The sequence below is a fragment of the Bradyrhizobium sp. CCBAU 51753 genome, assembly GCF_015291565.1.
Taxonomy (GTDB): domain Bacteria; phylum Pseudomonadota; class Alphaproteobacteria; order Rhizobiales; family Xanthobacteraceae; genus Bradyrhizobium; species Bradyrhizobium ivorense.
In genome coordinates this window covers 8,464,354-8,488,233 of sequence record NZ_CP030037.1, presented here as the reverse complement: position 1 = coordinate 8,488,233, position 23,880 = coordinate 8,464,354, and the positions used below count along the sequence as shown (strand labels likewise).

General features: G+C 65.2%; 25 protein-coding genes and 1 pseudogene. 17 read left to right on the top strand and 9 right to left on the bottom strand.

The window, feature by feature from the left end:
• Window positions 1-279: 279 nt before the first annotated feature.
• Window positions 280-981 (top strand): hypothetical protein, encoded by a 702-nt coding sequence (locus tag XH93_RS39050; protein ID WP_194471519.1) that lies wholly within the window; start codon window positions 280-282, stop codon window positions 979-981.
• A gap of 184 nt (window positions 982-1,165) precedes the next feature.
• On the opposite strand, the gene XH93_RS39045 is transcribed toward XH93_RS39050, so the two are convergent.
• The 3 genes and pseudogenes from XH93_RS39045 to XH93_RS39035 form a co-directional block, all read right to left on the bottom strand.
• Window positions 1,166-1,534 (bottom strand): hypothetical protein, encoded by a 369-nt coding sequence (locus tag XH93_RS39045; protein WP_194471518.1) that lies wholly within the window; start codon window positions 1,532-1,534, stop codon window positions 1,166-1,168.
• Window positions 1,535-1,550: 16 nt separating this feature from the next.
• Window positions 1,551-2,045 (bottom strand): hypothetical protein, encoded by a 495-nt coding sequence (locus XH93_RS39040; protein WP_194471517.1) that lies wholly within the window; start codon window positions 2,043-2,045, stop codon window positions 1,551-1,553.
• Window positions 2,035-2,229, bottom strand: a pseudogene (locus XH93_RS39035) (DNA-3-methyladenine glycosylase 2 family protein); the annotation flags it as partial. The pseudogene XH93_RS39035 and the gene XH93_RS39040, both read right to left, overlap by 11 nt.
• A gap of 119 nt (window positions 2,230-2,348) precedes the next feature.
• On the opposite strand from XH93_RS39035, the gene XH93_RS39030 reads away from it, so the two are divergent.
• The 3 genes from XH93_RS39030 to XH93_RS39020 all read left to right on the top strand — a co-directional run bounded on the left by XH93_RS39030 (window position 2,349) and on the right by XH93_RS39020 (window position 3,999).
• Window positions 2,349-2,555: a DUF2892 domain-containing protein gene (locus XH93_RS39030; RefSeq protein WP_194471516.1), complete on the top strand. Its 207-nt coding sequence runs from the start codon at window positions 2,349-2,351 to the stop codon at window positions 2,553-2,555.
• Between the two features lie 6 nt (window positions 2,556-2,561).
• A complete protein-coding gene (locus XH93_RS39025; protein ID WP_194471515.1) occupies window positions 2,562-3,107 on the top strand; it encodes an RNA polymerase sigma factor in 546 nt (181 codons plus the stop codon).
• Window positions 3,108-3,486: 379 nt separating this feature from the next.
• Window positions 3,487-3,999: an isoprenylcysteine carboxylmethyltransferase family protein gene (locus XH93_RS39020; RefSeq protein WP_194471514.1), complete on the top strand. Its 513-nt coding sequence runs from the start codon at window positions 3,487-3,489 to the stop codon at window positions 3,997-3,999.
• A 60-nt stretch (window positions 4,000-4,059) separates the two neighbouring features.
• Here the strand turns inward: XH93_RS39020 and XH93_RS39015 are convergent, their stop codons facing one another.
• The gene (locus tag XH93_RS39015; RefSeq protein ID WP_194471513.1) at window positions 4,060-4,713 is read right to left on the bottom strand and encodes a DNA-3-methyladenine glycosylase; all 654 of its coding nucleotides are present in this window, start codon (window positions 4,711-4,713) and stop codon (window positions 4,060-4,062) included.
• 145 nt (window positions 4,714-4,858) lie between these two features.
• Here XH93_RS39015 and gluQRS point away from each other — a divergent pair, with 145 nt between their 5' ends.
• A complete protein-coding gene (gene gluQRS, locus XH93_RS39010; RefSeq protein WP_194471512.1) occupies window positions 4,859-5,725 on the top strand; it encodes a tRNA glutamyl-Q(34) synthetase GluQRS in 867 nt (288 codons plus the stop codon).
• Window positions 5,726-6,016: 291 nt separating this feature from the next.
• Window positions 6,017-7,303, top strand: coding sequence for an ATP-binding protein (locus XH93_RS39005; protein WP_194471511.1), 1,287 nt, complete (start codon window positions 6,017-6,019; stop codon window positions 7,301-7,303).
• Here XH93_RS39005 and XH93_RS39000 read toward each other — a convergent pair.
• Complete coding sequence (locus XH93_RS39000; RefSeq protein ID WP_194471510.1) at window positions 7,230-8,123, bottom strand: YihY/virulence factor BrkB family protein; 894 nt, start codon at window positions 8,121-8,123, stop codon at window positions 7,230-7,232. The genes XH93_RS39005 and XH93_RS39000 overlap by 74 nt on opposite strands.
• Window positions 8,124-8,269: 146 nt before the next feature.
• Between XH93_RS39000 and XH93_RS38995 the strand changes: the two genes are divergently transcribed.
• From XH93_RS38995 to XH93_RS38970, 6 genes are all read left to right on the top strand, one after another.
• A complete protein-coding gene (locus tag XH93_RS38995; protein WP_194471509.1) occupies window positions 8,270-8,464 on the top strand; it encodes a twin transmembrane helix small protein in 195 nt (64 codons plus the stop codon).
• A 160-nt stretch (window positions 8,465-8,624) separates the two neighbouring features.
• A complete protein-coding gene (locus XH93_RS38990) occupies window positions 8,625-9,197 on the top strand; it encodes a cob(I)yrinic acid a,c-diamide adenosyltransferase (RefSeq protein ID WP_139486775.1) in 573 nt (190 codons plus the stop codon).
• A 127-nt stretch (window positions 9,198-9,324) separates the two neighbouring features.
• Window positions 9,325-10,074, top strand: coding sequence for an electron transfer flavoprotein subunit beta/FixA family protein (locus XH93_RS38985; RefSeq protein ID WP_194471508.1), 750 nt, complete (start codon window positions 9,325-9,327; stop codon window positions 10,072-10,074).
• Window positions 10,074-11,021, top strand: coding sequence for an electron transfer flavoprotein subunit alpha/FixB family protein (locus XH93_RS38980; protein WP_194471507.1), 948 nt, complete (start codon window positions 10,074-10,076; stop codon window positions 11,019-11,021). Before XH93_RS38985 ends, XH93_RS38980 begins: the two co-directional genes overlap by 1 nt.
• Before the next feature lie 150 nt (window positions 11,022-11,171).
• Entirely contained in the window at window positions 11,172-12,053 is an 882-nt protein-coding gene (locus XH93_RS38975; protein ID WP_194471506.1) for a 3-hydroxybutyryl-CoA dehydrogenase, read from the top strand.
• A gap of 246 nt (window positions 12,054-12,299) precedes the next feature.
• Entirely contained in the window at window positions 12,300-12,488 is a 189-nt protein-coding gene (locus tag XH93_RS38970) for a putative motility protein (RefSeq protein ID WP_139486771.1), read from the top strand.
• Window positions 12,489-12,648: 160 nt separating this feature from the next.
• Here the strand turns inward: XH93_RS38970 and XH93_RS38965 are convergent, their stop codons facing one another.
• Window positions 12,649-13,350 (bottom strand): TlpA disulfide reductase family protein, encoded by a 702-nt coding sequence (locus XH93_RS38965; RefSeq protein ID WP_139486770.1) that lies wholly within the window; start codon window positions 13,348-13,350, stop codon window positions 12,649-12,651.
• 115 nt (window positions 13,351-13,465) lie between these two features.
• On the opposite strand from XH93_RS38965, the gene argH reads away from it, so the two are divergent.
• The 4 genes from argH to XH93_RS38945 all read left to right on the top strand — a co-directional run bounded on the left by argH (window position 13,466) and on the right by XH93_RS38945 (window position 17,554).
• Complete coding sequence (gene argH / locus XH93_RS38960) at window positions 13,466-14,863, top strand: argininosuccinate lyase (protein WP_194471505.1); 1,398 nt, start codon at window positions 13,466-13,468, stop codon at window positions 14,861-14,863.
• Window positions 14,864-14,956: 93 nt separating this feature from the next.
• On the top strand, window positions 14,957-15,220 hold the full coding sequence (locus XH93_RS38955) for a lipoprotein (RefSeq protein WP_194471504.1): 264 nt from the start codon (window positions 14,957-14,959) through the stop codon (window positions 15,218-15,220).
• A gap of 6 nt (window positions 15,221-15,226) precedes the next feature.
• A complete protein-coding gene (lysA, locus tag XH93_RS38950) occupies window positions 15,227-16,492 on the top strand; it encodes a diaminopimelate decarboxylase (protein WP_194471503.1) in 1,266 nt (421 codons plus the stop codon).
• 183 nt (window positions 16,493-16,675) lie between these two features.
• Window positions 16,676-17,554: a dienelactone hydrolase family protein gene (locus XH93_RS38945; RefSeq protein WP_194471502.1), complete on the top strand. Its 879-nt coding sequence runs from the start codon at window positions 16,676-16,678 to the stop codon at window positions 17,552-17,554.
• A gap of 61 nt (window positions 17,555-17,615) precedes the next feature.
• Here the strand turns inward: XH93_RS38945 and XH93_RS38940 are convergent, their stop codons facing one another.
• From XH93_RS38940 to XH93_RS38930, 3 genes are all read right to left on the bottom strand, one after another.
• Window positions 17,616-19,346 carry a tannase/feruloyl esterase family alpha/beta hydrolase gene (locus XH93_RS38940; RefSeq protein WP_194471501.1) on the bottom strand — a complete coding sequence of 577 codons (1,731 nt, stop codon included), beginning with the start codon at window positions 19,344-19,346 and terminating at the stop codon, window positions 17,616-17,618.
• A 188-nt stretch (window positions 19,347-19,534) separates the two neighbouring features.
• Window positions 19,535-20,446 (bottom strand): NAD(P)-dependent oxidoreductase, encoded by a 912-nt coding sequence (locus XH93_RS38935; RefSeq protein WP_194471500.1) that lies wholly within the window; start codon window positions 20,444-20,446, stop codon window positions 19,535-19,537.
• An 85-nt stretch (window positions 20,447-20,531) separates the two neighbouring features.
• Complete coding sequence (locus XH93_RS38930) at window positions 20,532-20,915, bottom strand: carboxymuconolactone decarboxylase family protein (RefSeq protein WP_139486763.1); 384 nt, start codon at window positions 20,913-20,915, stop codon at window positions 20,532-20,534.
• A gap of 171 nt (window positions 20,916-21,086) precedes the next feature.
• Here XH93_RS38930 and XH93_RS38925 point away from each other — a divergent pair, with 171 nt between their 5' ends.
• The gene (locus tag XH93_RS38925; protein ID WP_194471499.1) at window positions 21,087-23,723 is read left to right on the top strand and encodes a TIGR02302 family protein; all 2,637 of its coding nucleotides are present in this window, start codon (window positions 21,087-21,089) and stop codon (window positions 23,721-23,723) included.
• Window positions 23,724-23,880: the final 157 nt, after the last annotated feature.

Genomic DNA, 23,880 nt, shown 5'->3' with positions numbered 1-23,880 from the left:
GCGTGCTCTCCGGCAGTTTCGGTGACGGAATGTCCGCCTAATTTCAAAGATGCGTGCTTTTGGCCCGGAACCAACGTTTGTTCAGAATGCCGCAATGTCCGCTGCCGGGAGCGAAGCCGACCAAGGTCGAGCGAGACGTCGTGGTCGGCTTTTGACCCATTGCGGACCTTTGACGCCTATGACCCGAAGCGGACTTCGGCAAATTCCACAGGTTCGGGCAAACGAGGGTTAACCTTCCGTTGTTTAAGTAGCAGGTATCAACCATCACAAAAGTGCATCATGAAACTCTTTGGGATCGCTGCTTTTGCCGTCTTTGCATCGCTGACCGTGGATGGAGCTTGGGCGTTAGACTTCTCAGTTCGCTGTCAAGGCAAGCCATCAAGCGGGGCCTATTTCGCAACATTTGACACTAACGCGAAGACTGCCGTCTTCGAGTCACCATCCGTAAACGAGACCACAGTCGATGGCACGAATGTGTTCGCTGGAGAGATCGTCTCCTCTGGCGACCGGCCTGATGGCAAGATCGAGTTCACGCTGCGCGTTGTTGGCGGAAAGTTCACTCTCACCTATGACGTCACCGCAAAGAGAATGATTTGGCCTGGGTTTAACGACGCGCCAAGTCATCCCTGCACGGTCACAGCAGCGAGGAGCGTTCTAGATTTCCGGGCTTTTGGTTCGGTTCAGCATCCGATCACCATCAAATGCGCGGAAGCAGGCTACATGTTTTTCACAATCGACCTGGAATCGAAGAGAGCGCTGTTCGAACGCGATGGAGGGCCAATTTACCGGGCACAGGTCGCAGCCGTCCGTGGCGATGATATCGACATCCTTATGAAGGAGGGTACGCCAGGGCGGATATCGTGGAGCAGAAGTGGCCGAACAATCACTTTCGAAAGCGCCGATGGCAACAGAGGCTCCCCGAGACAGTGCGAAGAGATAGCGCCACGCACGATGATTGAATACCACAACAGGCTACGGTGACTACCAGGCTGTTGCGGAGAGGCTCCCTGACCGGAGGTATCATCATTAGATGTCTGTTGTTGGCCCGAAGCCGACGTTTGTTCAGAATGCCGCAATGTCCGCTGCCGGGAGCGAAGCCGACCAAGGTCGAGCGAGACGTCGTGGTCGGCTTTTGACCCAGAGCGGAAAATTGACCGGCTACCTTTCAACGGGTCGCAAGCTCGTTGAGCCAGGAACAGAAGACCGCAGGAATTGCTCCAATTAATCCCCAGCGATACTCAAAGGGGATAGAAACTGTAGTTTCGACGAGATTTTCGAGCATCAGCAAATAGGCAGTCGCGTAACCAATAGCTGCGACCCCCATGAAGCGGCCACTCCGACGGAGGGGCCATTTTTCAAATGCGCTGTCAAATAGCGCCGTCAGAATCGCGGGTACCAAGCCTGCAATCATGGCAAAGGGCAGCAAAATTAGGAATGCCTCAACGGCGTGACTCGCAAAGCCGCCACCTAGCGCAATGAATACCAGGAAGCCCACGAACGGTCCGATAAGGCCAAATATTGCGAACCGTCTCACGTTCACTCCCCCGGTTTCACCGTTCAGCGCCGTCTTTTGCGCCAGTTACAATTGACAATAGAGTAAGTTGCATTGACGCTATTCTTGTCGTTGTCACAACACGAATGATCGGCAAATTGCCGCCGGGCTTGTCCGGAATTGTGAGGAAATGTGCGGACTGGTCGCTCTGCTTCAAAGCGCCACCGCGAGCGAACTGATAGCCCAATTTCGGCCACCGCTGATTGGCCGCGATGTTCGTTCGTGGCCCATAGCAGACCAACCGGGTCGATCTCGTGATGTCCGTTGATGGCGGCGAACCGGCAGTAGCTGGCAACGGAAATGCCTGTCTCGGCCAAACCGGCTGGAAGCCGGGAACTACCGCCAGGCCCGCCGCTGAATCCCGGTCCCTGCAAGCGGGCCCGTCCTTGCTTTGCATGGGATTGTTTTCGATATCTTGTAGTGGGATCTGAAGCGCGCCGCCGAAGGGCGTTGCACCTTTTCTAAGACACGCGACCCGGATTTTATTGCGCAAGTACGCCCTCGCGCTTCCGGAGCACGCGGTAATACGCGCACCACAGATGTGCGGCGGCGCCGCGCAGCGGACGCCACGGCTCGGCGAGCGGCGCCATCTGCTTCGACGTCGGCCGCTCCTTCAGCCCGCGTCCGACCTTGACCGCCTCCTGCACGGCGAGGTCGCCCGACGTCCACGCCAGCCCGCCGAAGCTGCCAGCCCCCCTCAAATTATTTTTTGGGCCGCGACCCCGGCGCCGGGTTTGCGCCCTCTTGTCTGGATGAATGCGCCATCGCGGCGTGTCACGAACCGGAGCACAGAACCATGTGGTATAGGAAGAACGTCGGCGGATGGGAGCGCGCGGCCAGACTGATCGGCGGGAGCTTGATGCTCATCTGCGGCGTGGTTGCGCTGCACGCTTCGCCGCTCGGGCTACTGCTTAGCGGTGCGGGTGTGGTGACGCTGGTCACTGGCGTGTTCGGCTATTGTCCTGCTTGCGCCGTCGCCGGGCGCGAGCCACTGAAGGGGTGACCGCCCTTGGCGCGCGTATCAGACGATCTCTTGCTCGCGGCACAGTCGGGCGACCGCCACGCGCTGACACAGCTCCTGGTGGCGCTGCAGCCGGACATTCGACGCTACGCCCGGCGCCTTTGCTACCGCGCCTCGGTCATCGAAGATGTGGTGCAAGAAGCACTCATCGTCGTGTACCGGCGCGTGGGCACGATCCGCAGTCCAGCCGCACTCGCCGGCTGGCTGCTAACCGTCATCGCGCGCCTTTGCATGCTGCCGGCGCTGATGCTGATGCGCGGGGTCGAGGAGCTCGCCAGCCTGGAAGAGGCACGCGAACTCGCAAAGGTCCCGCAAGACGAGTTGCGCATAGACTTGGTCAATGCGATCGAGTCGCTTTCGCCGTCGCATCGCGAAGTGCTGCTGCTGCGAGATCTCGAAGATCTGACGATTGGGGAAATCGCCCGGCGGCTCGGCGTGACGCGCGAAGCGGCCAAGAGCCGCCTGCGCCGCGCCCGCGCATTGGTGCGCGAATATCTGCTCGGCGCAAAGGACAGCGGACGAGAGAGCACATGAATTACTTTCGTGGAACCGGCATGTTCGGGAGCGTTTTCCTGGGCGCACACCTGATGCGCGGCGCAGCTGCGGCGGCGCTATTCGCTTGGGCCGTCGTCCACCAGACCGCGCACCCTTGGCTATCCCTGGGCGCGGGCGTTGCCGCCCTCGTCGCGTTACGCGGATGCCCGATGTGCTGGACCGTGGGCTTGGTCGAGACGCTTTCGCAAGGCCGTCGCGATTCAACAGATGCTCTTTCAATAAATAGAGCGTTTTCCAGCGAAGTGGATACCGGTTCGCGTGAAGAAAACGCGTCAAGACAAGAATCTAGAGCTCCGTTCCGATTCCATCGGAACGGAAATTGCTCTAGCGCCGCCCACGAGAGCATCAGGGAGTGACCATGCAAAGGGTGGGTGCCGTCTTGGGCTCTGCACTATTCTTCCTGGTTGCGCCGTGTGTGCTCGCAGGTCTGATCCCGTGGTCGATGACGCGCTGGGAGTTCAAGCCTGCCTTTTTCGGTCTTGAAGGCGCGCGCTCAGTCGGCGTTCTCCTCATCTTGGTCGGCTTGCCCGGACTTGTGGACTCCTTTGCACGATTTGCGCTTCAAGGACTCGGCACACCTGCGCCGGTTGCGCCAACCAAGAACTTGGTGGTCACAGGTCTCTACCGGCATGTGCGCAATCCGATCTACCTCGCCGTCGTCGCAATCATCCTTGGTCAAGCGATGCTGTTTGGCGATTGGCGCCTCGTTCTGTTGGGCGCACTGCTCTGGCTCGCCTTCCACCTGTTCGTCGTTGCTTATGAAGAGCCGACTTTGCGGGACACGTTTGGTTCGGAGTACGAGGCATATTGCGCGAACGTCCGCCGCTGGATTCCGCGGGTGATCCCCTGGAGAGCGCCGCAGTCCGGTTGACGATAGCCCGCCAAGAAATGAGGTCGGCGATTTTGTTCCTGCGGCAAATTTCATCCCGCACTAGGCGGTGCTCGCGATGACGCCCTCGCGCTTCCTGAGCACGCGGTAATACGCCCACCACAGATGCGCGGCGGCGCCGCGCAGCGGACGCCACGGCTCGGCGAGCGGCGCCATCTGCTTCGACGTCGGCCGCTCCTTCAGCCCGAGGCCGGCCTTGACCGCCTCCTGCACGGCGAGGTCGCCCGCCGGCCAGGCGTCGCCATGGCCGAGGCAGAACAGCAGATAGACGTCGGCGGTCCACGGGCCGATGCCGGGCAGCGCGGTCAGCGTGTTGTGCGCGGCGTCGGCCTCCTCATTGGCGAGCACGTCGAGGTTCAGCCGCTCCTCGGCGAGCTCGCGCGCGATGTGCTTCAGCGTCTTGATCTTGGCCGCCGACAGCCCGAGCCGGCCCAGCCGGTCGGCGCGCGCCTTGCGGATCGCATCGTGATCGAACGGGTCGAACGCCTTGCTGACGCGGCCCCAGATCGCCGCCGCGCTCGCCGTCGAGAGCTGCTGGCCACAGATGATCGCGGCGAGCCCGGCAAAGCCCGGCTCGCGCTGCCGGATCGCCGGCATCCCGGTCAGTTCGAGGATCGGACGCAGACGCCGGTCCTGCGCGACGAGCTTTTGGATCGCGTCATCGAGGTCGGCCTGGGTTTCGAGGTGGATCAGCATTGTGGGACTGGCTTCAACTTGTCATGCGCGGGCTTGACGGGTGCATCCATCTCCTATCGTAACAGAGTCTCGTTTAGAAGAATCGCCGGGCATAGGCGAGCGGAAGCAGGCGGCTATGCCCGGCCATGACTTGCGATTGATCGCCATGCCACCCGTTTTCCGTTTTGCGCCGAGCCCGAACGGCTATCTGCATCTCGGCCACGCCTATTCGGCGCTGCTGAACTTTGACCTCGCGCGGCAGACCGGCGGGCGCTTGCTGCTGCGGATCGAGGACATCGACGTGACGCGGTGCCGGCCGGAGTTCGAGACAGCGATTTATGAGGATCTCGCCTGGCTCGGGATTGTCTGGGAGACGCCGGTGCGCCGGCAGTCGGAGCATTTTGCCGCCTATCGCGCGGCGGTCGAACAGCTCGCGGCGCAAGGGCTGGTCTATCCGAGTTTTGAGAGCCGCGCCGAGATCGCGCGGCTGGTGGCCGAGCAGGACGCCCGCTGCGCCTGGCCGCGCGATCCCGACGGCGCGCCGCTCTATCCGGGAACCGCGAAATCGCTCGCGCCCGATGAGCGCGACCGGCTGATGGCGCAGGGCCTGCCGTTCGCGCTGCGGCTCGACATGGCGGCGGCGTGCGCGCGTGCCGGCGGCCTCGCCTGGCGTGAAGCCGGCGCGGGGCCGGGCGGCGAGACCGGCGAGGTGGCGGCCCGCCCGGAGGCCTGGGGCGACGTCATCCTGGCGCGCAAGGAGACCCCGACCAGCTACCATCTCTCGGTCGTGATCGACGATGCCCTGCAGGGCGTCACCGACGTCGTCCGGGGCATGGACCTGTTCTGGTCGACCAGCATCCATCGCCTGCTGCAGGCGCTGCTCGGCCTGCCGCAACCGGCCTACCGCCATCACCGGCTGATCCACGACACGGCGGGGCAAAAACTGTCCAAATCGACCCGGGCGACCGGGCTGCGCGAATTGCGGGCGGCGGGAGCGAGCCCGGCCGACATCCGCCGTCTGGTCGGCTTGTAGTCCGCCGCGGAGGAGCTGTGCTCCCTCAGCCGGGGGAGCCTGCATGATTTTCTGAATAGTAGAATAATACCGCTGATTTGACCGGAGTGTCGGGTTGCCGGGTCGAACCGGCCGCTGCCGGCTACTTTGCATGGGGTTGTTTTTCGGCATTTTGGCAACGCCCGTGGCAGAGGTTCCGCAAATGGATGGACCGCTTACCAATCCTGATTCGCCTCGGCTCCTCCCAAAGGGCGCCGTGACTCTGCCACTGCTGGCATGCCATGCTGGCGCCGGGGCGGGGTCACGGAGATCATGGCGAAACGATCGCGCGGAGGGCGCAGCAAGCGGCAAGCCAGGCGGCCGCCGCCGAAGACGCGCGCCCTGAAGACAAAAGCCCGCACGGCCAAAACCCGCGCCGTCAAGGCGGCCGCGAAGCCGCGCCGCAAGGCGTCGAAGCCGTCGGCGAAGTCCGGCCCCGGCATGGTCGAGACCGCGCTGGCCGCCTTTGCCCATGAGGTGCGGACGCCGCTGACCGGGATTCTCGCGATCAGCAACCTGCTCGCGACCTCCGATCTCGGCGAGCGCGAGCGGCGCTGGGTCGATACCATCAAGGCCGGCGCCGAGCACTTAGCGAGCCTTGCGACCCTGTTCGTCGATGCCGCGCGCAGCGAGGGGCCCGGGCTCGAGATCCGCCAGGACTTCTTCGACCTGCGGGCGCTGGCGCGCAGTGCCGGCGATTCGCTGGCCGGCCGCGCGGCGGCCAAGGGGCTGCAGGCCTCCGTCGAGATGTCCGACAAATTGCCGGCCTTCGCGGTCGGTGATCCCGTCCGCCTGCGGGCGGCGCTGGAGAACCTGATCGACAATGCCGTCAAGTTCACCGAGCAGGGTAGCATCGAGCTCGATGTGATGCCGGCGAGCGCGCCGAAGGGCAAGGTCGGCGTTGCCTTTGCGATCTCCGACAGCGGCATCGGGCTGTCGCTTGCCGAGGTCAAACGCCTGTTCCGGCCGTTCTCGCAGGCCAATGTCTCGATCGCTTCGCGGTTCGGCGGCGCCGGGCTCGGCCTGTCCTCGGTCAAGCAGCTGGCGCGCGCCATGGGCGGCGACATCGTCGCGACGCCTCGCGCCGGCGGCGGCACCGTGTTCACGCTGAACGTGGTGCTGGCGCCGGCCGACGGCCCGGTCGGCGTGCTGTCCGACGATCGGGCGGCGAATGCGGCGCAGGGGATGCGGCTGCTCAGCGTCGAGGACAACCCGTTCGGCCGCGTTGTGCTCAACACCATTCTGACCGAGCTCGGCCATCACGCCGAATTCGTCGGCCGGGGCGAGGCCGCACCGGAGCGGCTCGGTCAGGGCGCGTTCGACGCGGTGCTGATGGATATGGTGCTGCCGGGCATCGGCGGGGTCGAGGCGATCAAGCGCATCCGCGCGCTGCCGCCGCCGCATGGCCGCATCGCGATTGTCGGCATCTCCGGCCGCGCCGAGGACGAGGCCGCCGCGCGCGCCGCCGGCGCCGACGGCTTCCTCGTCAAACCGGTGTCTCCGCGCGCGCTGGCAACTGCGCTGCTTGAAGCGTGCCGTCGCGCGGCAGCCGCGACTTGATGATCGCCGCGTTGAGCTCGCCGCCGAACACGAAGATCGCGGCGATGAAATACAGGAACACCAGCGCGATCACCACCGAGGCGAGCCCGGCATACATCGTGACGTAGTTGTTGGCGAAGCGCGCCAGGTACATGCCGAAGCCGATGCCCGACAGCAGCGAGGCGACCACGGTGAAGACGATGCCGGGCACGATCTGCAGGAAGCTGCGGCGGCCCGCCGGCAGCCAGGCGTGCAGGATGAACAGCGCGACCACCAGCGCCAGGATCGTGATGCCGTAGCGGGCGGTGTTGAGCAGGCTCTCGTTGGATTCGACGAAGAACGGGATATAGCGCCGCGCCGCCTCGATGATCAGCGGCCCGAGCACGATCAGGAACGCCATCGCCAGCGACGTGACTGCGGCGACCAGCGTGTAGCCGATCGATTCCAGCCGCAGCCAGTACCAGCTTCGCGGCTCGGGCACGGCATAGGCGCGGTTCAGCGCCACCCGCAGCGCCTCGACGCCGTTGGAGGCGAAATAGACCGCGAGCACCGCGCCGATGGTCAGGATATCGCCGCGTGTCGTGGTCAGCACGTCGTGGATCTCGCCGGACAGGGAATCGGCGACCTGCTGCGGCCAGACCTGCAGCAGCAGCCCGACCGCCTGGTCGGCCAGCTGCTTGGAGCCGAAGAAGCCGGCCAGCGACGTCAGCACGATCAGGAACGGGAACAGCGCCATCAGGGTCGAGAGCGCGATGTGGCTCGCGATCGCCCAGCCGTCATCGGCGAGGAACGTGTAAAGGGCATCGATCACGACATGGGTGACGTAACGAAGCTGTTTCACATTCCACCCGGCATCATCGACAACGGCTCAGCCCGAGACTGGGTCCAGCTTGGGATATTACGCGCGGAAAAGCCAGTCGGTTGCATCGACCGGTCGCATGGCCGCCGTCGGTGGAAGTCCGCCTCACGCGGTGTTATGTAGCGAAGATGGCATCTGCTCTCAGCATGTTCATTCTTCCAATCGCCGTCGGCGCTGTGGCGCTGGTGCTGCTGCTCGGTCTCATCAACATGATGAAAGGCGGCTCGCCGAACACGTCGCAGAGGCTGATGCGGCTGCGCGTCCTGCTGCAATTCGTCGCCATCGTCATCGCCATGATCGCGGTCTGGGCGATGGGGCGGTAGGCAAGGTAGATGTTCACCTCTCCCATAGGGAGAGGTCGGATCGCGTTAGCGATCCGGGTGAGGGGTTCAGGTCCATCGTGCGACGCAACCCCTCACCCGCTCGCAAGATGCTCGCGACCTCTCCCTATGGGAGAGGTGGAAACCAACACCGGAGCTGGCCATGGTCGTTCTCAATCGGATCTACACGCGCACCGGCGATGACGGCACCACCGCGCTCGGCTCCGGCGAGCGGCGGCCGAAATACGATCTGCGCGTTGCCGCCTATGGCACGGTCGACGAGACCAATGCTGCGATCGGCGTGGTCCGGCTGCATCTGGCTGATAGTCCCGACGTTGATGCGATGCTCGGGCGGATCCAGAACGATCTGTTCGATCTCGGCGCCGATCTCGCGGTGCCCGAGCGCGAGGGCAAGGCCGAGCGGCTGCGGATGCTGGCGAGCCAGGTCGAGCGGCTCGAGCGCGACATCGATCAGCTCAATGACCAGCTGGCCCCGCTGACCTCGTTCGTGCTGCCGGGCGGGACGGCGGCATCTGCATATCTGCATCTCGCCCGCACCATATGTCGCCGCGCGGAACGCATGATGGTGGAACTCGCGGCCCGGCCGGACGAGCCGGTCAATGCCGCTGGCATCCAGTATATGAACCGCCTGTCGGATTTCCTGTTCGTTGCCAGCCGCTTCCAGAACAACAAGGGCGCCGGGGACGTGTTGTGGGTGCCCGGCCAGAACCGCTAAACTGGTTCAAATCCGGGAGGACGGATTTTTGGTTTTGGCGCGTTGACCGGGGGTAGCGGGACCTTTAGGTTCCGCGCCAGCCAACCAAAACCCATAAAATCAAAGCGAAAGAGGATCAGAGGGATCGATGAAGGTTCTTGTGCCGGTAAAGCGGGTCGTCGACTACAACGTCAAGGTCCGCGTCAAGAGCGACGGGACGGGCGTTGAGCTCGCCAACGTCAAGATGTCGATGAACCCGTTCGACGAAATCGCCGTCGAGGAAGCGCTGCGGCTGAAGGAAGCCGGCAAGGCGACCGAGGTGGTGGTGGTGTCGATCGGACCGGCGCAGGCCTCGGAGACCATCCGCACCGGCCTCGCCATGGGCGCCGACCGCGGCATCCTCGTGAAGGCCGAGGGCAACGTCGAACCGCTCGCGGTCGCCAAGATCCTCAAGGCGGTGGTCGAGGCGGAGCAGCCCGGCCTCGTCATTCTCGGCAAGCAGGCGATCGACGACGATAGCAATCAGACCGGCCAGATGCTGGCCGCGCTGCTCGGCTGGTCGCAGGCGACCTTCGCCTCCAAGCTCGAGGTCGATGGAAGCGACTTCAAGGTGACGCGCGAAGTCGACGGCGGCCTGCAGACCATCAAGCTGAAGGGCCCGGCGATCGTCACCACTGACCTGCGTCTCAACGAGCCGCGCTACGCCTCGCTGCCCAACATCATGAAGGCGAAGAAGAAGCCGATCGACGACAAGAGCGCGTCGGACTACGGCGTCGATCTCGCGCCGCGTCTGGAAATCATCAAGACCTCGGAACCGGCAGGCCGCAAGGCGGGCGTCAAGGTGAAGGACGTTGCCGAACTCGTGAACAAGCTCAAGACCGAAGCCGGGGTTCTCTGATGACGACGCTGCTGATTGCTGAACACGACCACGAGACCCTCAAGGACGCCACCAACAAGGCGCTGACCGCAGCCAGCCAGCTCGGCGGCGACGTGCATGTGCTGGTCGCCGGCGGCCAGGGCACCAAGGCGGCCGCCGAAGCCGCGGCCAAGCTCGCCGGCGTCGCCAAGGTGCTGGTCGCCGAAGGTCCGGCCTATGAGCACGACCTCGCCGAGCCGCTGGCGGCGCTGATCGTGGCGCTGGCGCCGAACTATGACGCCTTCGTCGCGCCCGCGACCTCGCGCTTCAAGAACGTGATGCCGCGCGTCGCAGCCCTGCTCGACGTCATGCAGGTCTCCGAGATCATCAAGGTGGTCGCGCCCGACACCTTCGAGCGGCCGATCTACGCCGGCAACGCGATCCAGACCGTGAAGTCGAAAGACGCCAAGAAGGTGATCACGGTGCGCACCTCGACCTTCGCCGCCGCCGGCGAGGGCGGCAGCGCCGCGATCGAGAGCGCCGCGGCGGCGGCCGATCCGGGCCTGTCCACGTTCGTCGGCGAGGAGGTCGCCAAGAGCGACCGTCCGGAGCTGACCTCGGCCAAGATCATCGTCTCTGGCGGCCGCGCCATGCAGAGCCGCGAGAATTTTGCAAAATACATCGAGCCGCTCGCCGACAAGCTTGGTGCCGGTGTCGGCGCCTCGCGCGCCGCGGTCGATGCCGGCTATGCGCCGAACGACTGGCAGGTCGGCCAGACCGGCAAGGTGGTGGCCCCGGAACTTTATGTCGCGGTCGGCATCTCCGGCGCGATCCAGCATCTGGCCGGCATGAAGGACTCCAAGGTGATCGTCGCGATCAACAAGGACGAGGACGCGCCGATCTTCCAGGTCGCCGATTACGGCCTGGTCGCCGATCTCTACCAGGCGGTTCCGGAGCTCACCGAAGCGCTCGGCAAGCTCGGAAAGTAAGCGACAAGACACCGGCCGGATGGCTAAGCTCCGGCCGGTGTTCTTATTTTGAACAGCCGATTCCGGAATTGGGCAACCCGGAAGGCTTCTTTTCGGGTATCGTTGGGCATGGGCAGGCGCGATGTGCGCGCCGTTCCGGTGGATGACAAGATGACGGTGGCAATCAAGAAGGTCGGCGTGATCGGTTCGGGCCAGATGGGCAATGGGATCGCCCATGTGGCGGCGCTGGCCGGCTTCGACGTGGTGCTCAACGACGTGTCCGCCGACCGGCTGAAGTCGGCGCTCGCGACCATCAACGGCAATCTGACCCGCCAGGTCGCGAAGAAGACCATTTCAGAGGACGAGCGCAAGAAGGCGCTCGACCGCATCGCCTCCGCCGAGGCGCTCGACGCGCTCGCCGATTGCGATCTCGTGATCGAGACCGCGGTCGAGAAGGAAGAGACCAAGCGCAAGATCTTCCATGAGGTCTGCGCGGTGCTGAAACCCGAGGCGATCGTCGCGACCAACTCGTCGTCGATCTCGATCACAAGGCTCGCCGCCTCGACCGATCGTCCGGAGAAATTCATCGGCATTCATTTCATGAATCCGGTACCGGCGATGGAGCTGGTCGAGCTGATCCGTGGCATCGCCACCGACGACATGACCTTCGACACCGCCAAGGCGTTCGTCGCCAAGCTCGGCAAACAGGTCGCGGTGTCGGAGGATTTCCCGGCCTTCATCGTCAACCGCATCCTGCTGCCGATGATCAACGAGGCGATCTACACGCTGTATGAGGGCGTCGGTAACGTCGAAGCGATCGACGCGGCGATGAAGCTCGGCGCGCATCATCCGATGGGCCCGCTCGAGCTCGCCGATTTCATCGGCCTCGACACTTGTCTGTCGATCATGCAGGTGCTGCATGAGGGCCTCGCCGATTCAAAATACCGGCCGTGCCCGCTGCTGGTGAAATACGTCGAGGCCGGCTGGCTCGGCCGCAAGACCCAGCGCGGCTTCTACGACTACCGCGGCGACCGCCCGATCCCGACGCGGTAGCCGAGCATCTGTCTCTACGACCGTCACCCTGAGGTGCGAGCCCCTTGCGAGCCTCGAAGGGTCGACGGCCACCAGCCGGGCCGTGCATCCTTCGAGACGCGGCCAAGAGCCGCTCCTCCAGCGACAAAGGCGAAGCCTCTGCGCGGGGATGACGGATTACGGGAACGATGCGCCGGCCTGCCTCGGCCGGTTACCCGCCATTAACTTGCGCGCGCTACGCCATGCGCTGTTCTGGGAGTACCGCGCATGGACATGATGAGCATGGTCACGAGCATCCTGTCGATGCAGCAGGGCAATCTGCAGAACGAGATCGCGACCCGCGTCACCAAGCAGAACATCGACGCCGAGAGATTCGCGGTTCAGACCCTGCTCGGCACGCCCTCCACGGCAAATTTGGCCGCCGGCGTCGGCGGCAACCTCAACACCGTCGCCTAACACTGTCCCGTAGTTCCGAGGCGCGAAACTATCCGCGTCATTGCGAGCAGCGAAGCAATCCATGCTTCAGATTGCGCGGAGGGATGGATTGCTTCGCTTCGCTCGCAATGACGGGTGTGAGTAGTGCGGGGCCGATCCGGCTGCAGTCACGCCCGAAGTGTCAAAGCCCGGCCGCGGCGGGCTGCATGGCGGCCTTCACCAGCTTGATCGCGTCGTCGCTCGCCCATTCGGCGGGGCCGGCGATGTTGGCGATTTCGCAGCCCTTGGCGTCGACCAGCACCGAGGTCGGCATTCCGAGCGCCTTGCCTATGTTCTTAAGGTCCTGAAACACCTTGGCTTTTGCATCGCTGAAATAGCCCAGATTATTCAGATTGGCCTCTTTCAGGAACGCCCTCGGCTTGTCGGGGTCGCGGGTGTCGATGTTGATGGCGACCACCTCGAAATCCTTGCCGCCGAGCTTGGTCTGCAGGCTGTCGAGCGCCGGCATCTCCTTGCGGCAGGGCACGCACCAGGTCGCCCACAGGTTCACCAATACGGTCTTGCCGCGGAAGTCCGAGAGCTTCTTCGGCTGGCCGTTGGCGTCCTCGAAGCTGAGGTCGGGCAGCCGGAGCGGGGTGCTCGCCATGGTCAGCGCGGCGACCTCGCCATGGGCCAGCGGCGCGATCTTTTTGGCCAGGTCCACGGCCCCGGTGCAGGCCAAATCGCCGGCCGGACGCTTGAAGCTCGAGACGGCGGCATAGCCGATCACGGTCCCAACCAACACCGCGCCGATCACGAGCGGGATGCGCCACTTTGCAGCCGGCCTGGCAGCCGGCTCGGCGGTGGGCTCTGGCGGGGTCGTCTCGGGCATATCGTTTGTCATCCTGGGTCAGATATGGCTATGCAGTGCGAGGAATACGATCGGAACCGCCCCGCCGTTTCGCCGCTCCGGCAGCGAGACCACAAGGCCTGCAATACAAAGTCGTGAGCGAGAAGTCATGAGCAACAAGATGTGGGGCGGCCGGTTCTCGGAGCGTCCCGACGCGATCATGGAGGAAATCAACGTCTCCATCGACGTCGACCGTCACCTCTATGCCCAGGACATCTCAGCGTCCAAGGCCCACGCCGCAATGCTTGCCGCGCAAGGCATCATCACCGCAGCTGATGCGAAAAATATCGGCAAAGGTCTAGACACGATTTTGTCAGAAATCTCCAAGGGCGATTTCGACTTCAAGCGCGCGCTCGAGGACATTCATATGAATGTCGAGTCACGCCTGTCCGAGTTGATCGGGCCGGCCGCGGGCCGGCTGCACACCGCGCGCTCGCGCAACGACCAGGTCGCGACCGACTTCCGGCTCTATGTCCGCGACACCATCGATGAGACCGATGCGGCGCTGGCGGCGTTCCAGCAGGCGCTGGTCGACCGTGCGCTGGAGCATGCCGGCACGGTCATGCCGGGCTTCACCCATCTGCAGACCGCGCAGCCCGTCACTTTCGGCCACCATCTGCTGGCCTACGTCGAGATGGCCTCGCGCGACCGCGGCCGCTTTGCCGATGCGCGCAAGCGGCTGAACGAATCGCCGCTCGGCGCCGCGGCGCTGGCCGGCACCTCGTTCCCGATCGACCGCACCGCGACCGCCAAGGCGCTCGGCTTCGACCGTGCGATGGCCAATTCGCTCGATGCGGTGTCGGACCGCGATTTCGTGCTGGAGACGCTGTCGGCGGCGGCGATCTGCGCCGTGCACATGTCGCGCTTTGCCGAGGAGATCGTGATCTGGACCTCGCCGCTGGTCGGCCTGGTCAAGCTCAGCGACAAGTTCACCACCGGCTCGTCGATCATGCCGCAGAAGCGCAACCCCGACGCCGCCGAGCTGGTGCGCGCCAAGACCGGCCGGGTAATCGGTGCGCTCACCGCGCTGCTGATCGTGATGAAGGGCCTGCCGCTCGCCTATCAAAAGGACATGCAGGAGGACAAGCAGGGCGCCATGGAGGCGTTCGCGGCACTGTCGCTGGCGATCCGGGCCATGACCGGCATGGTCGAGGATCTGGTGCCGGACGAAGCGAAGATGAAGCTTGCTGCCGGCGAGGGCTACGCCACCGCGACCGACCTCGCCGACTGGCTGGTGCGCACCCTGAAAATGCCGTTCCGCGACGCCCACCACGTCACCGGGCGCATCGTCGGCCTCGCCTCGGCGCAGGGCGTGGCGCTGCACGAGCTGCCGCTGCAGGCGATGCAGGAGGTCGAGCCCAAGATTACCGCGGACGCGCTGAAGGTGCTCAGCGTCGAATCCTCGGTGAAAAGCCGGACCTCGTTCGGCGGCACGGCGCCCAAAAACGTGCTGGCGCAGGCCAAGGCCTGGGCCAAGCGGCTGGAAAAAGAGCGAAAATTGGGCTGAACGGGAAAATTTGGCCGCGATTTCGTGACCCGCCGCCTCTCGCCAGAGCAGATCAATGTTTGTATGGTGCCGCCCGAATTTGGGGATTTCGTCGTGACTAGCAAGAATCGCCTGACCCCGTCGGGATGGGCCATCGTTGTGCTGAGCGTTTCCGCGCTCGCGCTCGGCGGCTGCGGCCGCAAGGGACCGCTCGACCTGCCGCCGACCGCGAACGTCGCGCCGGCGCCGGGCGATACCGAGACCGAACGGTCGGCGCAGCCCAGCGTGTTCAACCCGACCTACGGATCGGAATCCGGGCCGGCGGCGTCGAAAGGCGCCAAGAAGCCCTTTATCCTCGATCCGCTGCTCGGTAATTAAACCCCTATGAACCACTTCGACTATCGCAACGGCGTGCTGCACGCCGAGGCGGTCAATCTCATTGAGCTCGCGGAAGCCGTCGGCACGCCGTTCTACTGCTATTCGACGGCGACGCTGGAGCGGCACTACCGCGTCTTTACCGAGGCGTTTGCCGGCGAGAAGACGCTGGTCTGCTACGCCATGAAGGCGAACTCCAACCAGTCGGTGCTGCGCACGCTGGCCAGGCTCGGCGCCGGCGCCGACGTGGTCTCGGGCGGCGAGCTGAAGCGGGCGCTGGCCGCGGGTTTCCCGCGCGACAAGATCGTATTCTCCGGTGTCGGCAAGACCGAGGCCGAGCTGCGCGCGGCACTCGCCGCCGACATCCACTGCATCAATGTCGAATCCGAGCCCGAGCTCGAGCTGCTGTCACGCCTTGCGGCCGAGATGAACACCACTGCGCGCATCTCGCTCAGGGTCAATCCCGACGTCGACGCCGGCACGCATGCGAAAATCTCGACCGGCAAGTCGGAGAACAAGTTCGGCATTCCCCTGGCGCGCGCCCGCGAGGTCTATGCCCGTGCGGCGAAGCTGCCCGGCATCAAGGTGACCGGCGCCGACGTGCATATCGGCAGCCAGATCACCGATCTCGGCCCGCTGGAGGCCGCCTTCCGCCTGCTTGCCGACTTCGTGCAGACCTTGCGCGCCGACGGCCACGACATCGCGCACATCGATTTCGGCGGCGGCCTCGGCATTCCCTATTACATGGACCGCGCCGCGCCGCCGGCGCCTGACGCCTATGCCGCGATGGTCAAGCGCGTGACCCACAATCTCGGCTGCACGCTGATGTTTGAGCCGGGCCGCATGATCGTCGGCAATGCCGGCATCCTGGTCACCCGCGTGATCTATGTGAAGCCGGGCGATGCCAAGAATTTCGTCATCATCGACGCCGCGATGAACGATCTGATCCGGCCGACGCTGTACGAGGCGCATCACGACATCCTGCCAGTCCGCGCGCCGGCGCCCGGCACGCCGACGATGATCGCCGACGTGGTCGGCCCGGTCTGCGAGACCGGCGACTATCTCGCGCTCGACCGCTCGCTGCCGCAGCCGAAGGCCGGCGATCTCCTGGCGATCATGACTGCCGGCGCCTACGGCGCGGTGCAGTCCGGCACCTACAACACCCGGCCGCTGGTGCCGGAAGTGCTGGTCAAGGATGACCAATACGCGGTGGTCCGCCCGCGCATCGACGTCGACGCCCTGATCGCGATGGACAAGCCCGCGCCCTGGTTGTGAGCGCGCTGACTGCGCCGCATTCTCGCTGTCGTCCCTGCGGAAAGCACGGACCCATAACCACCACAGGTCATTGCTGGGCAACGCTGGGCCACAGCTCGCCTTAGCGACTCAATCCTGTGATTATGGGTCCCGGGTCGCGCTTCGCTTGCCCGGGGCGACAGCCTATATTTGACGACGAGTATCATGCAGCGCAGCGATACCCATCGCCCCCTCCGCGCGCACCAGGGGAGGTTGCCATTGCCACGGCCGGTGACTCTTCCGATCGCAATCGTGCTGATGCTTGGCTGCATCGCGCCTGCATGGGCCGCGACTCTTGGGCGCGTCGAATTCGACAGCGCCGCGCCGCGGCTGGATTCGCCCATTCTGGGCGACCCCATCCAGGGTGATCTGGCCCGGCCCCAAGGCGCAGGTCCGTTTCCCGCCGTCATCGCATTGCACGGCTGTGCCGGGATGCACGACACGACCAAGCAGAGGCTCGCCGATGCGCTTGTCGCGTGGGGCTATGTCGTCCTGCTCGTCGACAGCTATGCCACGCGCGGCATCAATCACGTCTGCACCTCGGGTGCGTTCGCGACCTTCGTCAAGCGCAGGCAGGATGCCTACGGCGCGCTCGATTTCCTGGCGCGCCAATCCTTCGTCGACCGGCACCGCGTGGCTGCGGTCGGTTTCTCGGCCGGCGCCTGGGTGACGCTCTCCGTGGCGGAGCCGAATTCGTTCGAACAGTTCGTCGCGCCGGACAGCGATCTGCGATTCCGCGCGGCGGCCGCGTTCTATCCGCCATGCAGGGGAGCATCGACGCGCCCGGCGATACCCACGCTGATTTTCATCGGCGCTGCCGACGACTGGACGCCGGCGGCGGATTGTTCCGGCAAGGTCGCCGACTGGGGCAATGACGGACCGCCGATCGAGCTGATCGTCTATCCCGGCACCTATCATGGATTCTATTACGTACACCTGCAGCCCGGCGCGAGGTTGTTTGACCACTGGCTGGAATACAACGGCGCCGCCGCCGACGATGCGACGGACCGGCTGCACCGGTTTCTCGATCGCCATCTCAATTGAAGGCGTGAAGGCGTGCCGGCCGCCTCTCCCGCAAGGGAGGGGCGGCCGAACGCGCGTCGCATCACGGCCCGTATTTCGGCGCCGGCGTCTGGTTGAACTCGTCGTCGTGCACGACGCAGGTGAAGCTCGCCGCGCTGTTGGCGTTGCCGCTGCCGTTGTATTTCGGCACCTTGGGGAAGACGCAGAGCGGCCGGGTCATCTGCACCGCGGGCGGCGTATCGGCGACGAACTTGGTCGCAAGGATGGTCTCCGGCGGCGTGCCGGTCTCGACCCAGGTCATCAGCGGCGTCAGCGCGTCGAACGTGTTAGGGCCGGGCCCGCCGGAGCAATGGTACATCCCGGGCACCATGATCAGCCGCGCGTAGCTCTGGGTCTGCCGCAGCGCCGGATTCCCGCCACCGCCCGGGAAGAAGCCGGCCTGCTGCACCCCGCGGCCTTCGTTGCCGACCAGCGCATTGAAGTAATTGATGCTGCTCTGCGACGGGATCAGCGGGTCAGCCCAGCCGTGGTACATCAACAGCTTGCCGCCATGCCCGCGGAATTCGCTGAGATCGGTGCTGGTCGCGTTCAGCACGTCGGCCAGCACATCGTCGACCTTTTTGATGTCGTGATGGAAGTCGAAATTCGAAAAATTCACCGGGCTTGACGGGTAGCCGAAGCTCGGGCCGAACACCCAGTAGAACAGGCCGTCGAACGCAGGTTCAGGCAATCGCTCCTGGAACGCGAGGCCGAGCGCGAGCAGATCGTCGGTCTCGTTGCCGCGCTGTGAGCCCGGATTGACAAGCTGTCCGTTCACCGGGTCGACCGTGCCGCCGTAGTATTTCTGCATCGTCGTGACCTGGTCGGAGGTCAGGCATGCGGGCGGCACGTTGCCGCCGGTGCATAAAAGGGCCTTTGGATCAAAACGACAGTCGCGCGGGTCGTTCAGGAACTGGTCGCTCGGGGCGCCGCCGTCGCGGCCGACGCACTGCTTGAGCACGGCCTGGTTGACCAAGGTCATCTGGCCCGCCTGGATGAAGCGGCCGGGGCTCGCATGCGCGTTCTGCCAGCTAAAAAGTCCCGCCATGTGCAGATGGGTGCGGTTGAACGCCGGCGCGCCGGCCAGGATGCCGTCATAGTCGTTGGGAAAGCGCTGCGCTTCCATCAGGGCGTTCTGGCCGCCGGTGGAGCAGCCGGCGAAATAGGCCCGCTGCGCGCGCTGGCCGTAGAAGGCGTTGACGATCTCCTTGCCCCGCACGGTCATCAGATGAATCGCGCGGTAGCCGAAATCCTTGATCCGTTCGGGATGGCCGAACAGGCCGGTCGACGGCGCCGCCGGATCGCCGAACTGGATGGCGAGCGGATTGCCCATGTTGCCGTTCGAGCCGCAGAACAGCGGATTGCAGCCCGAGGAGCCGGTGCCGAGATCGCTGTTGGTCGCCGCAAATCCACCCTTGAGGCCGTTGGCGAGCGAGGCGTAGCTGATCACGCCCTGGAACCCGCCGCCTCCGGTGCCGAGGAACCTGCCGTTCCACCCGCTCTTCGGCAGCCAGACCTCGATCTTGATGCTGGAATCCGAACTCGGGATCAGGGTCGCGACGATCCGGCAGAACGGCGGCAGGCCGGTGATCGGCGGATTGCCGGGCGCGACGAAGGTGCCGGAATCATTGTCGGTCGCCGAATTGATGACCGTGTGCTGCAGCTGCAAGGATTGCAGATTGGTGCACGGCGTCGCCATGGCTTGTGTGCTGGTGATTGCGAGACCGGCAAACAGGGCCACGGTCGCGCCGACGAAAGGTCGATGGCACCTCATTCAGTCCTCCCCGATTTTTGTAGTTGTAGGGAAGGAAGGATAACCGACCGAGATGACAACTCAAGGGTGAATGCACACAACGAGCGCATCGCGCTGCAACGCGCGGAATGGTTGTGTTCAATTGTAGCTTTGCAGGATGGGTGGAGCGCAGCGATACCCATCCTACGCAGCGGTTGCCCATGCGGCTGTTATTTCGCGGCGTGCGCGCCGCCTTTGCCGCCACCGACGATCACGCCGGCCGCCTTCTCGATCGGCTTGATCGCCGCCGTGAAGTCCGACTCCGGTCCCTGGTCGCGGATGATGACCTCCCAGAGCCGGCCGACCGCCTCGGCGACTTCCATCGACAGTCCGAGCGAGCGCATCTCCTCGACCGCGAGCCGCACGTCCTTCACCATCAAGCCGGTGGCGAAGCCGAAGTCGAAGCTGCGCGGCAGCACCGAACGCGGAAACTTGTCGCGGCTTGCGGTGTTCAGCCCGGAGCCGGCATTGATGACGTCGATCATCACGGCCGGATCGAGCCCGGACTTCACGCCCATCACCACCGCTTCCGAGGTCGCGACCATCGCAGTTGCGGACAGGAAATTGTTGGCGAGCTTCATGGTCTGGCCGGAGCCCGGCTTGGTGCCGATGAAGAACACCTTGCCGATCACGTCGAGCGCGCCCTTGACCAGCTCGAAGTCGGCCTTCGGTCCCGACACCATCACCGCCAGCGTACCGTTCTCGGCGCCGGAGACGCCGCCGGAGACCGGGCTGTCGATCTGCACGATGTTCTTCTGCGCCAACAGGTCGTGGATCTTCACCGCCATCTGCGAGCCGACGGTCGAGAGGTCGATGAAGCGCTTCACCCGCGCGCCCTCGATCACGCCGCCTTTGCCGGTCGCGACATCGAGCGAGGCCTGCAGCGAGGGCAGGCTCGCCATCACGGTCTCGACCCGGTCGGCGATGTCCTTCGGCGACGTTGCAGCCAGGGCGCCGCGCGCCACCAGCTGGTCGACGGCGTCCTTGCGGGTGTCGAACACGGTGAGCGTGTGCCCGGCCTCGATCAGCCGGCGCGCCATCGGGAAGCCCATCTTCCCGAGGCCGATGAATCCGATTTCCATGGTGTTTCCTTTTTTCTTCGTTGTTGCGCGAAGGCCGCTGCCGCAAGCTCGATGTCGTCCCGGCCTTCGCCGGGACGACGAGGCCTCATGCCTTGCCGTCGAGCTCGGCGAACACCTCGCGCGCGATGCGGAAGCTGTCGACGCCGCAGGGAATGCCGGCGTAGATCGACGCCTGCATGAAGATCTCGCGGATCTCGTCGCGGCTGACGCCGTTGGTCAGCGCGCCCTTGATGTGCGCCCGCAATTCGTGCGGCCGGTTGAGGATCGCGATCATCGCGAGGTTGAGCATGCTGCGGGTCTTGCGCGGCAGCTCCTCGCGACCCCATACCGCACCCCAGCAATATTCGGTGACCAGTTCCTGAAACGGCTTGTTGAAGCTGTCGGAGTTCTTCAGCGCGTTGTTGACATAGGCCTCGCCGAGCACCGCCTTGCGGATCTCCAGCCCCTTGTCGTGCGTCTTTTGGTCCATGATGTTCCCTCATGCGTTGATGCGATGGCTCGGTCCGGGACGTTACGGGGTCGCACCGCCGCAGTCACGCCTTCGTGTTATGCGTATTTCCCGGTGTGGGTTACGCCCTGGAACAGGTGCCTCATTGGCGCCGCTGTGCTAGGCTCCCTTGCCGGTAACCCGGAGATTTGATTGAGCGGTGCCAACATCGACCCGTCAGACCCCTCACGCGCCAGCGACGCGATCGCGCGCCTGAAACTGACGCAGGCTCTTGAACGGGCAAAATTAGCGATTGCGTGGGAACGGGTCTGGCCGCATCTGGCGCGGTTCCTCACGGTCGCCGGTCTATTCCTGGTCGCGTCGTGGGCCGGGCTGTGGCTCGTGCTGCCGTTTGTCGCACGCGTGGCCGGCACCGCGCTGTTCGCGATTGCCGCGCTGGCCATGCTGGTGCCGATGCTGCGCTTCCGCTGGCCGAGCCGTGAAGAGGGCTTGAGCCGGCTCGACCGCGGCGCCGGCGTCCGCCACCGCCCGGCGACCGCGCTGTCCGACACGCTGACGACGCAGGATCCGTTTGCGGTCGCGCTGTGGCAGGCGCAGCGCGAGCGTACGCTGGCCTCGATCAAGCGGATCCGCGCCGGGTTGCCGAAGCCGAAGCTCTCGCTGCATGACCCTTGGGCGCTGCGCGCGCTGGTCATCGTGATGCTGGTCGCAACCTATGTCGCGGCCGGCGACGAGCGCGGCCTGCGCATCGCCTCCGCATTCGACTGGAACGGCATCATGACGCCGACCAACATTCGGGTCGACGCCTGGGTGACGCCGCCGAACTACACCGGCAAGCCGCCGATCATCCTGTCCAACGCCAACAAGGATGCTGCCGCGGCCGACGCTGGCCCGCTGCCGGTTCCGGCCGGCTCGACGCTCCTGGTGCGCTCCAGCGGCGGCACCATCGACGTCGTGGTCGGCGGCGGCGTCACCGAGATCGCGCCGGGAGAGCAGGCGCCGAAGGGCACCAACGAGCGCCACTTCAAGATCGCAGCCGACGGCACCGCGCATGTCCGCGCCCCGGCCGGCCAGCCGCTGTGGAAGTTCACCGCGACCCCCGACCGTCCGCCGTCGATCGCGCTCGCCAAGGATCCGGAGCGGCAGTCCCGCGGCTCGCTGCAGCTGTCCTACAAGCTCGAGGACGATTACGGCGTCACCGAAGCCCGCGCCCAGTTCGCGGCGCGTCCGGGCGATGCCAAGAACGATGCCAAGAACGACGCGAAGAACGACAGCAAGACTGCTGGCAAGGACGATGCCGGCAAGGCGGCGCAGCCGCGTCCGCTGTTCGAGGCGCCGCAGTTCGCGCTGGTGCTGCCCAATGCGCGCACCCGCAACGGCGTCGGCCAGATGGTCAAGGACCTCAGCGAGGATCCCTATGCCGGCGCCGACGTGACGCTGACCCTGACGGCGAAGGATGAGGCGGGCAACGAGGCCAAGAGCGAGCCGTTCAACATGCGCCTGCCCGAGCGCCTGTTCACCAAGCCGTTGCCGCGGGCGCTGATCGAGCAGCGCCGCATCCTGGCGCTCGATGCCAACCAGAACGGCCAGGTGTTCGCCGCGCTCGAGGCGCTGATGATCGCGCCGGAAATGTTCACGCCGGAAGCCGGCCACTATCTCGGCCTCTACAGCGTCAGCCATCAGCTCGAGGCGGCGCGCACTGATGACCAGCTGCGCGAGGTCGTCGCCAGCCTGTGGGCGCTCGCGGTCTCGATCGAGGACGGCAATATCAGCGACGTCGATAAGGCGCTGCGCGCGGCGCAGGACGCGCTCAAGCAGGCGCTGGAGCGCGGCGCGACCGACGAGGAAATCAAGAAGCTCACCGACAATCTGCGCGCGGCGCTGGACAATTTCCTGCGCCAGCTGGTCGAGCAGAACCGCAACAATCCGCAGCAGCTCGCCCGGCCGCTCGATCCCAATGCCAAGGTGCTGAGCCAGCAGGATCTGAAGAACATGCTCGACCGCCTGGAGCGGCTGTCGCGCTCCGGCGACAAGGAGGCCGCCAGGCAACTGCTCGAGCAGCTGCAGCAGATGCTGGAGAACCTGCAGATGGCGCAGCCCGGGCAGGGCGACGACGGCATGGAGCAGGCGCTCAACGAGCTCAACGACATGATCCGCAAGCAGCAGCAGCTGCGCGACAAGACCTTCAAGCAGGGCCAGGATTCGCGGCGCGACCGCATGCGCGGCAAGCAGGGCGACCAGTCGATGGGCGACCTGCAGCAGGATCAGCAGGCGCTGCGCGACCGCCTCAAGAAGCTGCAGGAAGAGCTCGCCAAGCGCGGCATGGGCCCGGAGCAGCGCGGCCAGAAGGGGCAGAAGGGCCAGCGCGGCGACCAGCAGCAGGGCCAGCAAGGCGATCCGGGTGATCAGGGCGACCAGGGTGACGACGGCGACGGGCTCGATCAGGCCGATTCCGCGATGGGCGACGCCTCGGGGCGGCTCGGCGAGGGCAATGCCGACGGCGCGGTGGATTCGCAGGGCCGCGCGCTGGACGCGCTGCGCAAGGGCGCGAAAGACGTCGCCGACGCGATGCAGCCGGGCGACGGCGACCAGCCTGGCGATCAGCCCGGCAATCCCAACGGCCGCCGCCAGGGCGCCGGCAATTCGACCGACCCGCTGGGCCGGCCGCTGCATGGCCGCGAGCTCGACGACCACACCGTGAAGATCCCGGGCGAGATCGACGTGCAGCGCGTGCGCCGCATTCTCGAAGAGCTGCGCCGCCGCCTCGCCGACCCCGCACGGCCGCAGCTCGAGCTCGACTACATCGAGCGGCTGCTGAAGGATTATTGAGCGCAGCGACGGCCCTGTCGCCCGGATGAGCGAAGCGACATCCGGGAGCGGTGTCACCTGTGGCCCGGATGTCGCTTCGCTCATCCGGGCTACGGATCTGCTGAAGTCCGGCTGCGCACCCACCGCTGTCATCGCCCGGCTTGACCGGGCGATCTAG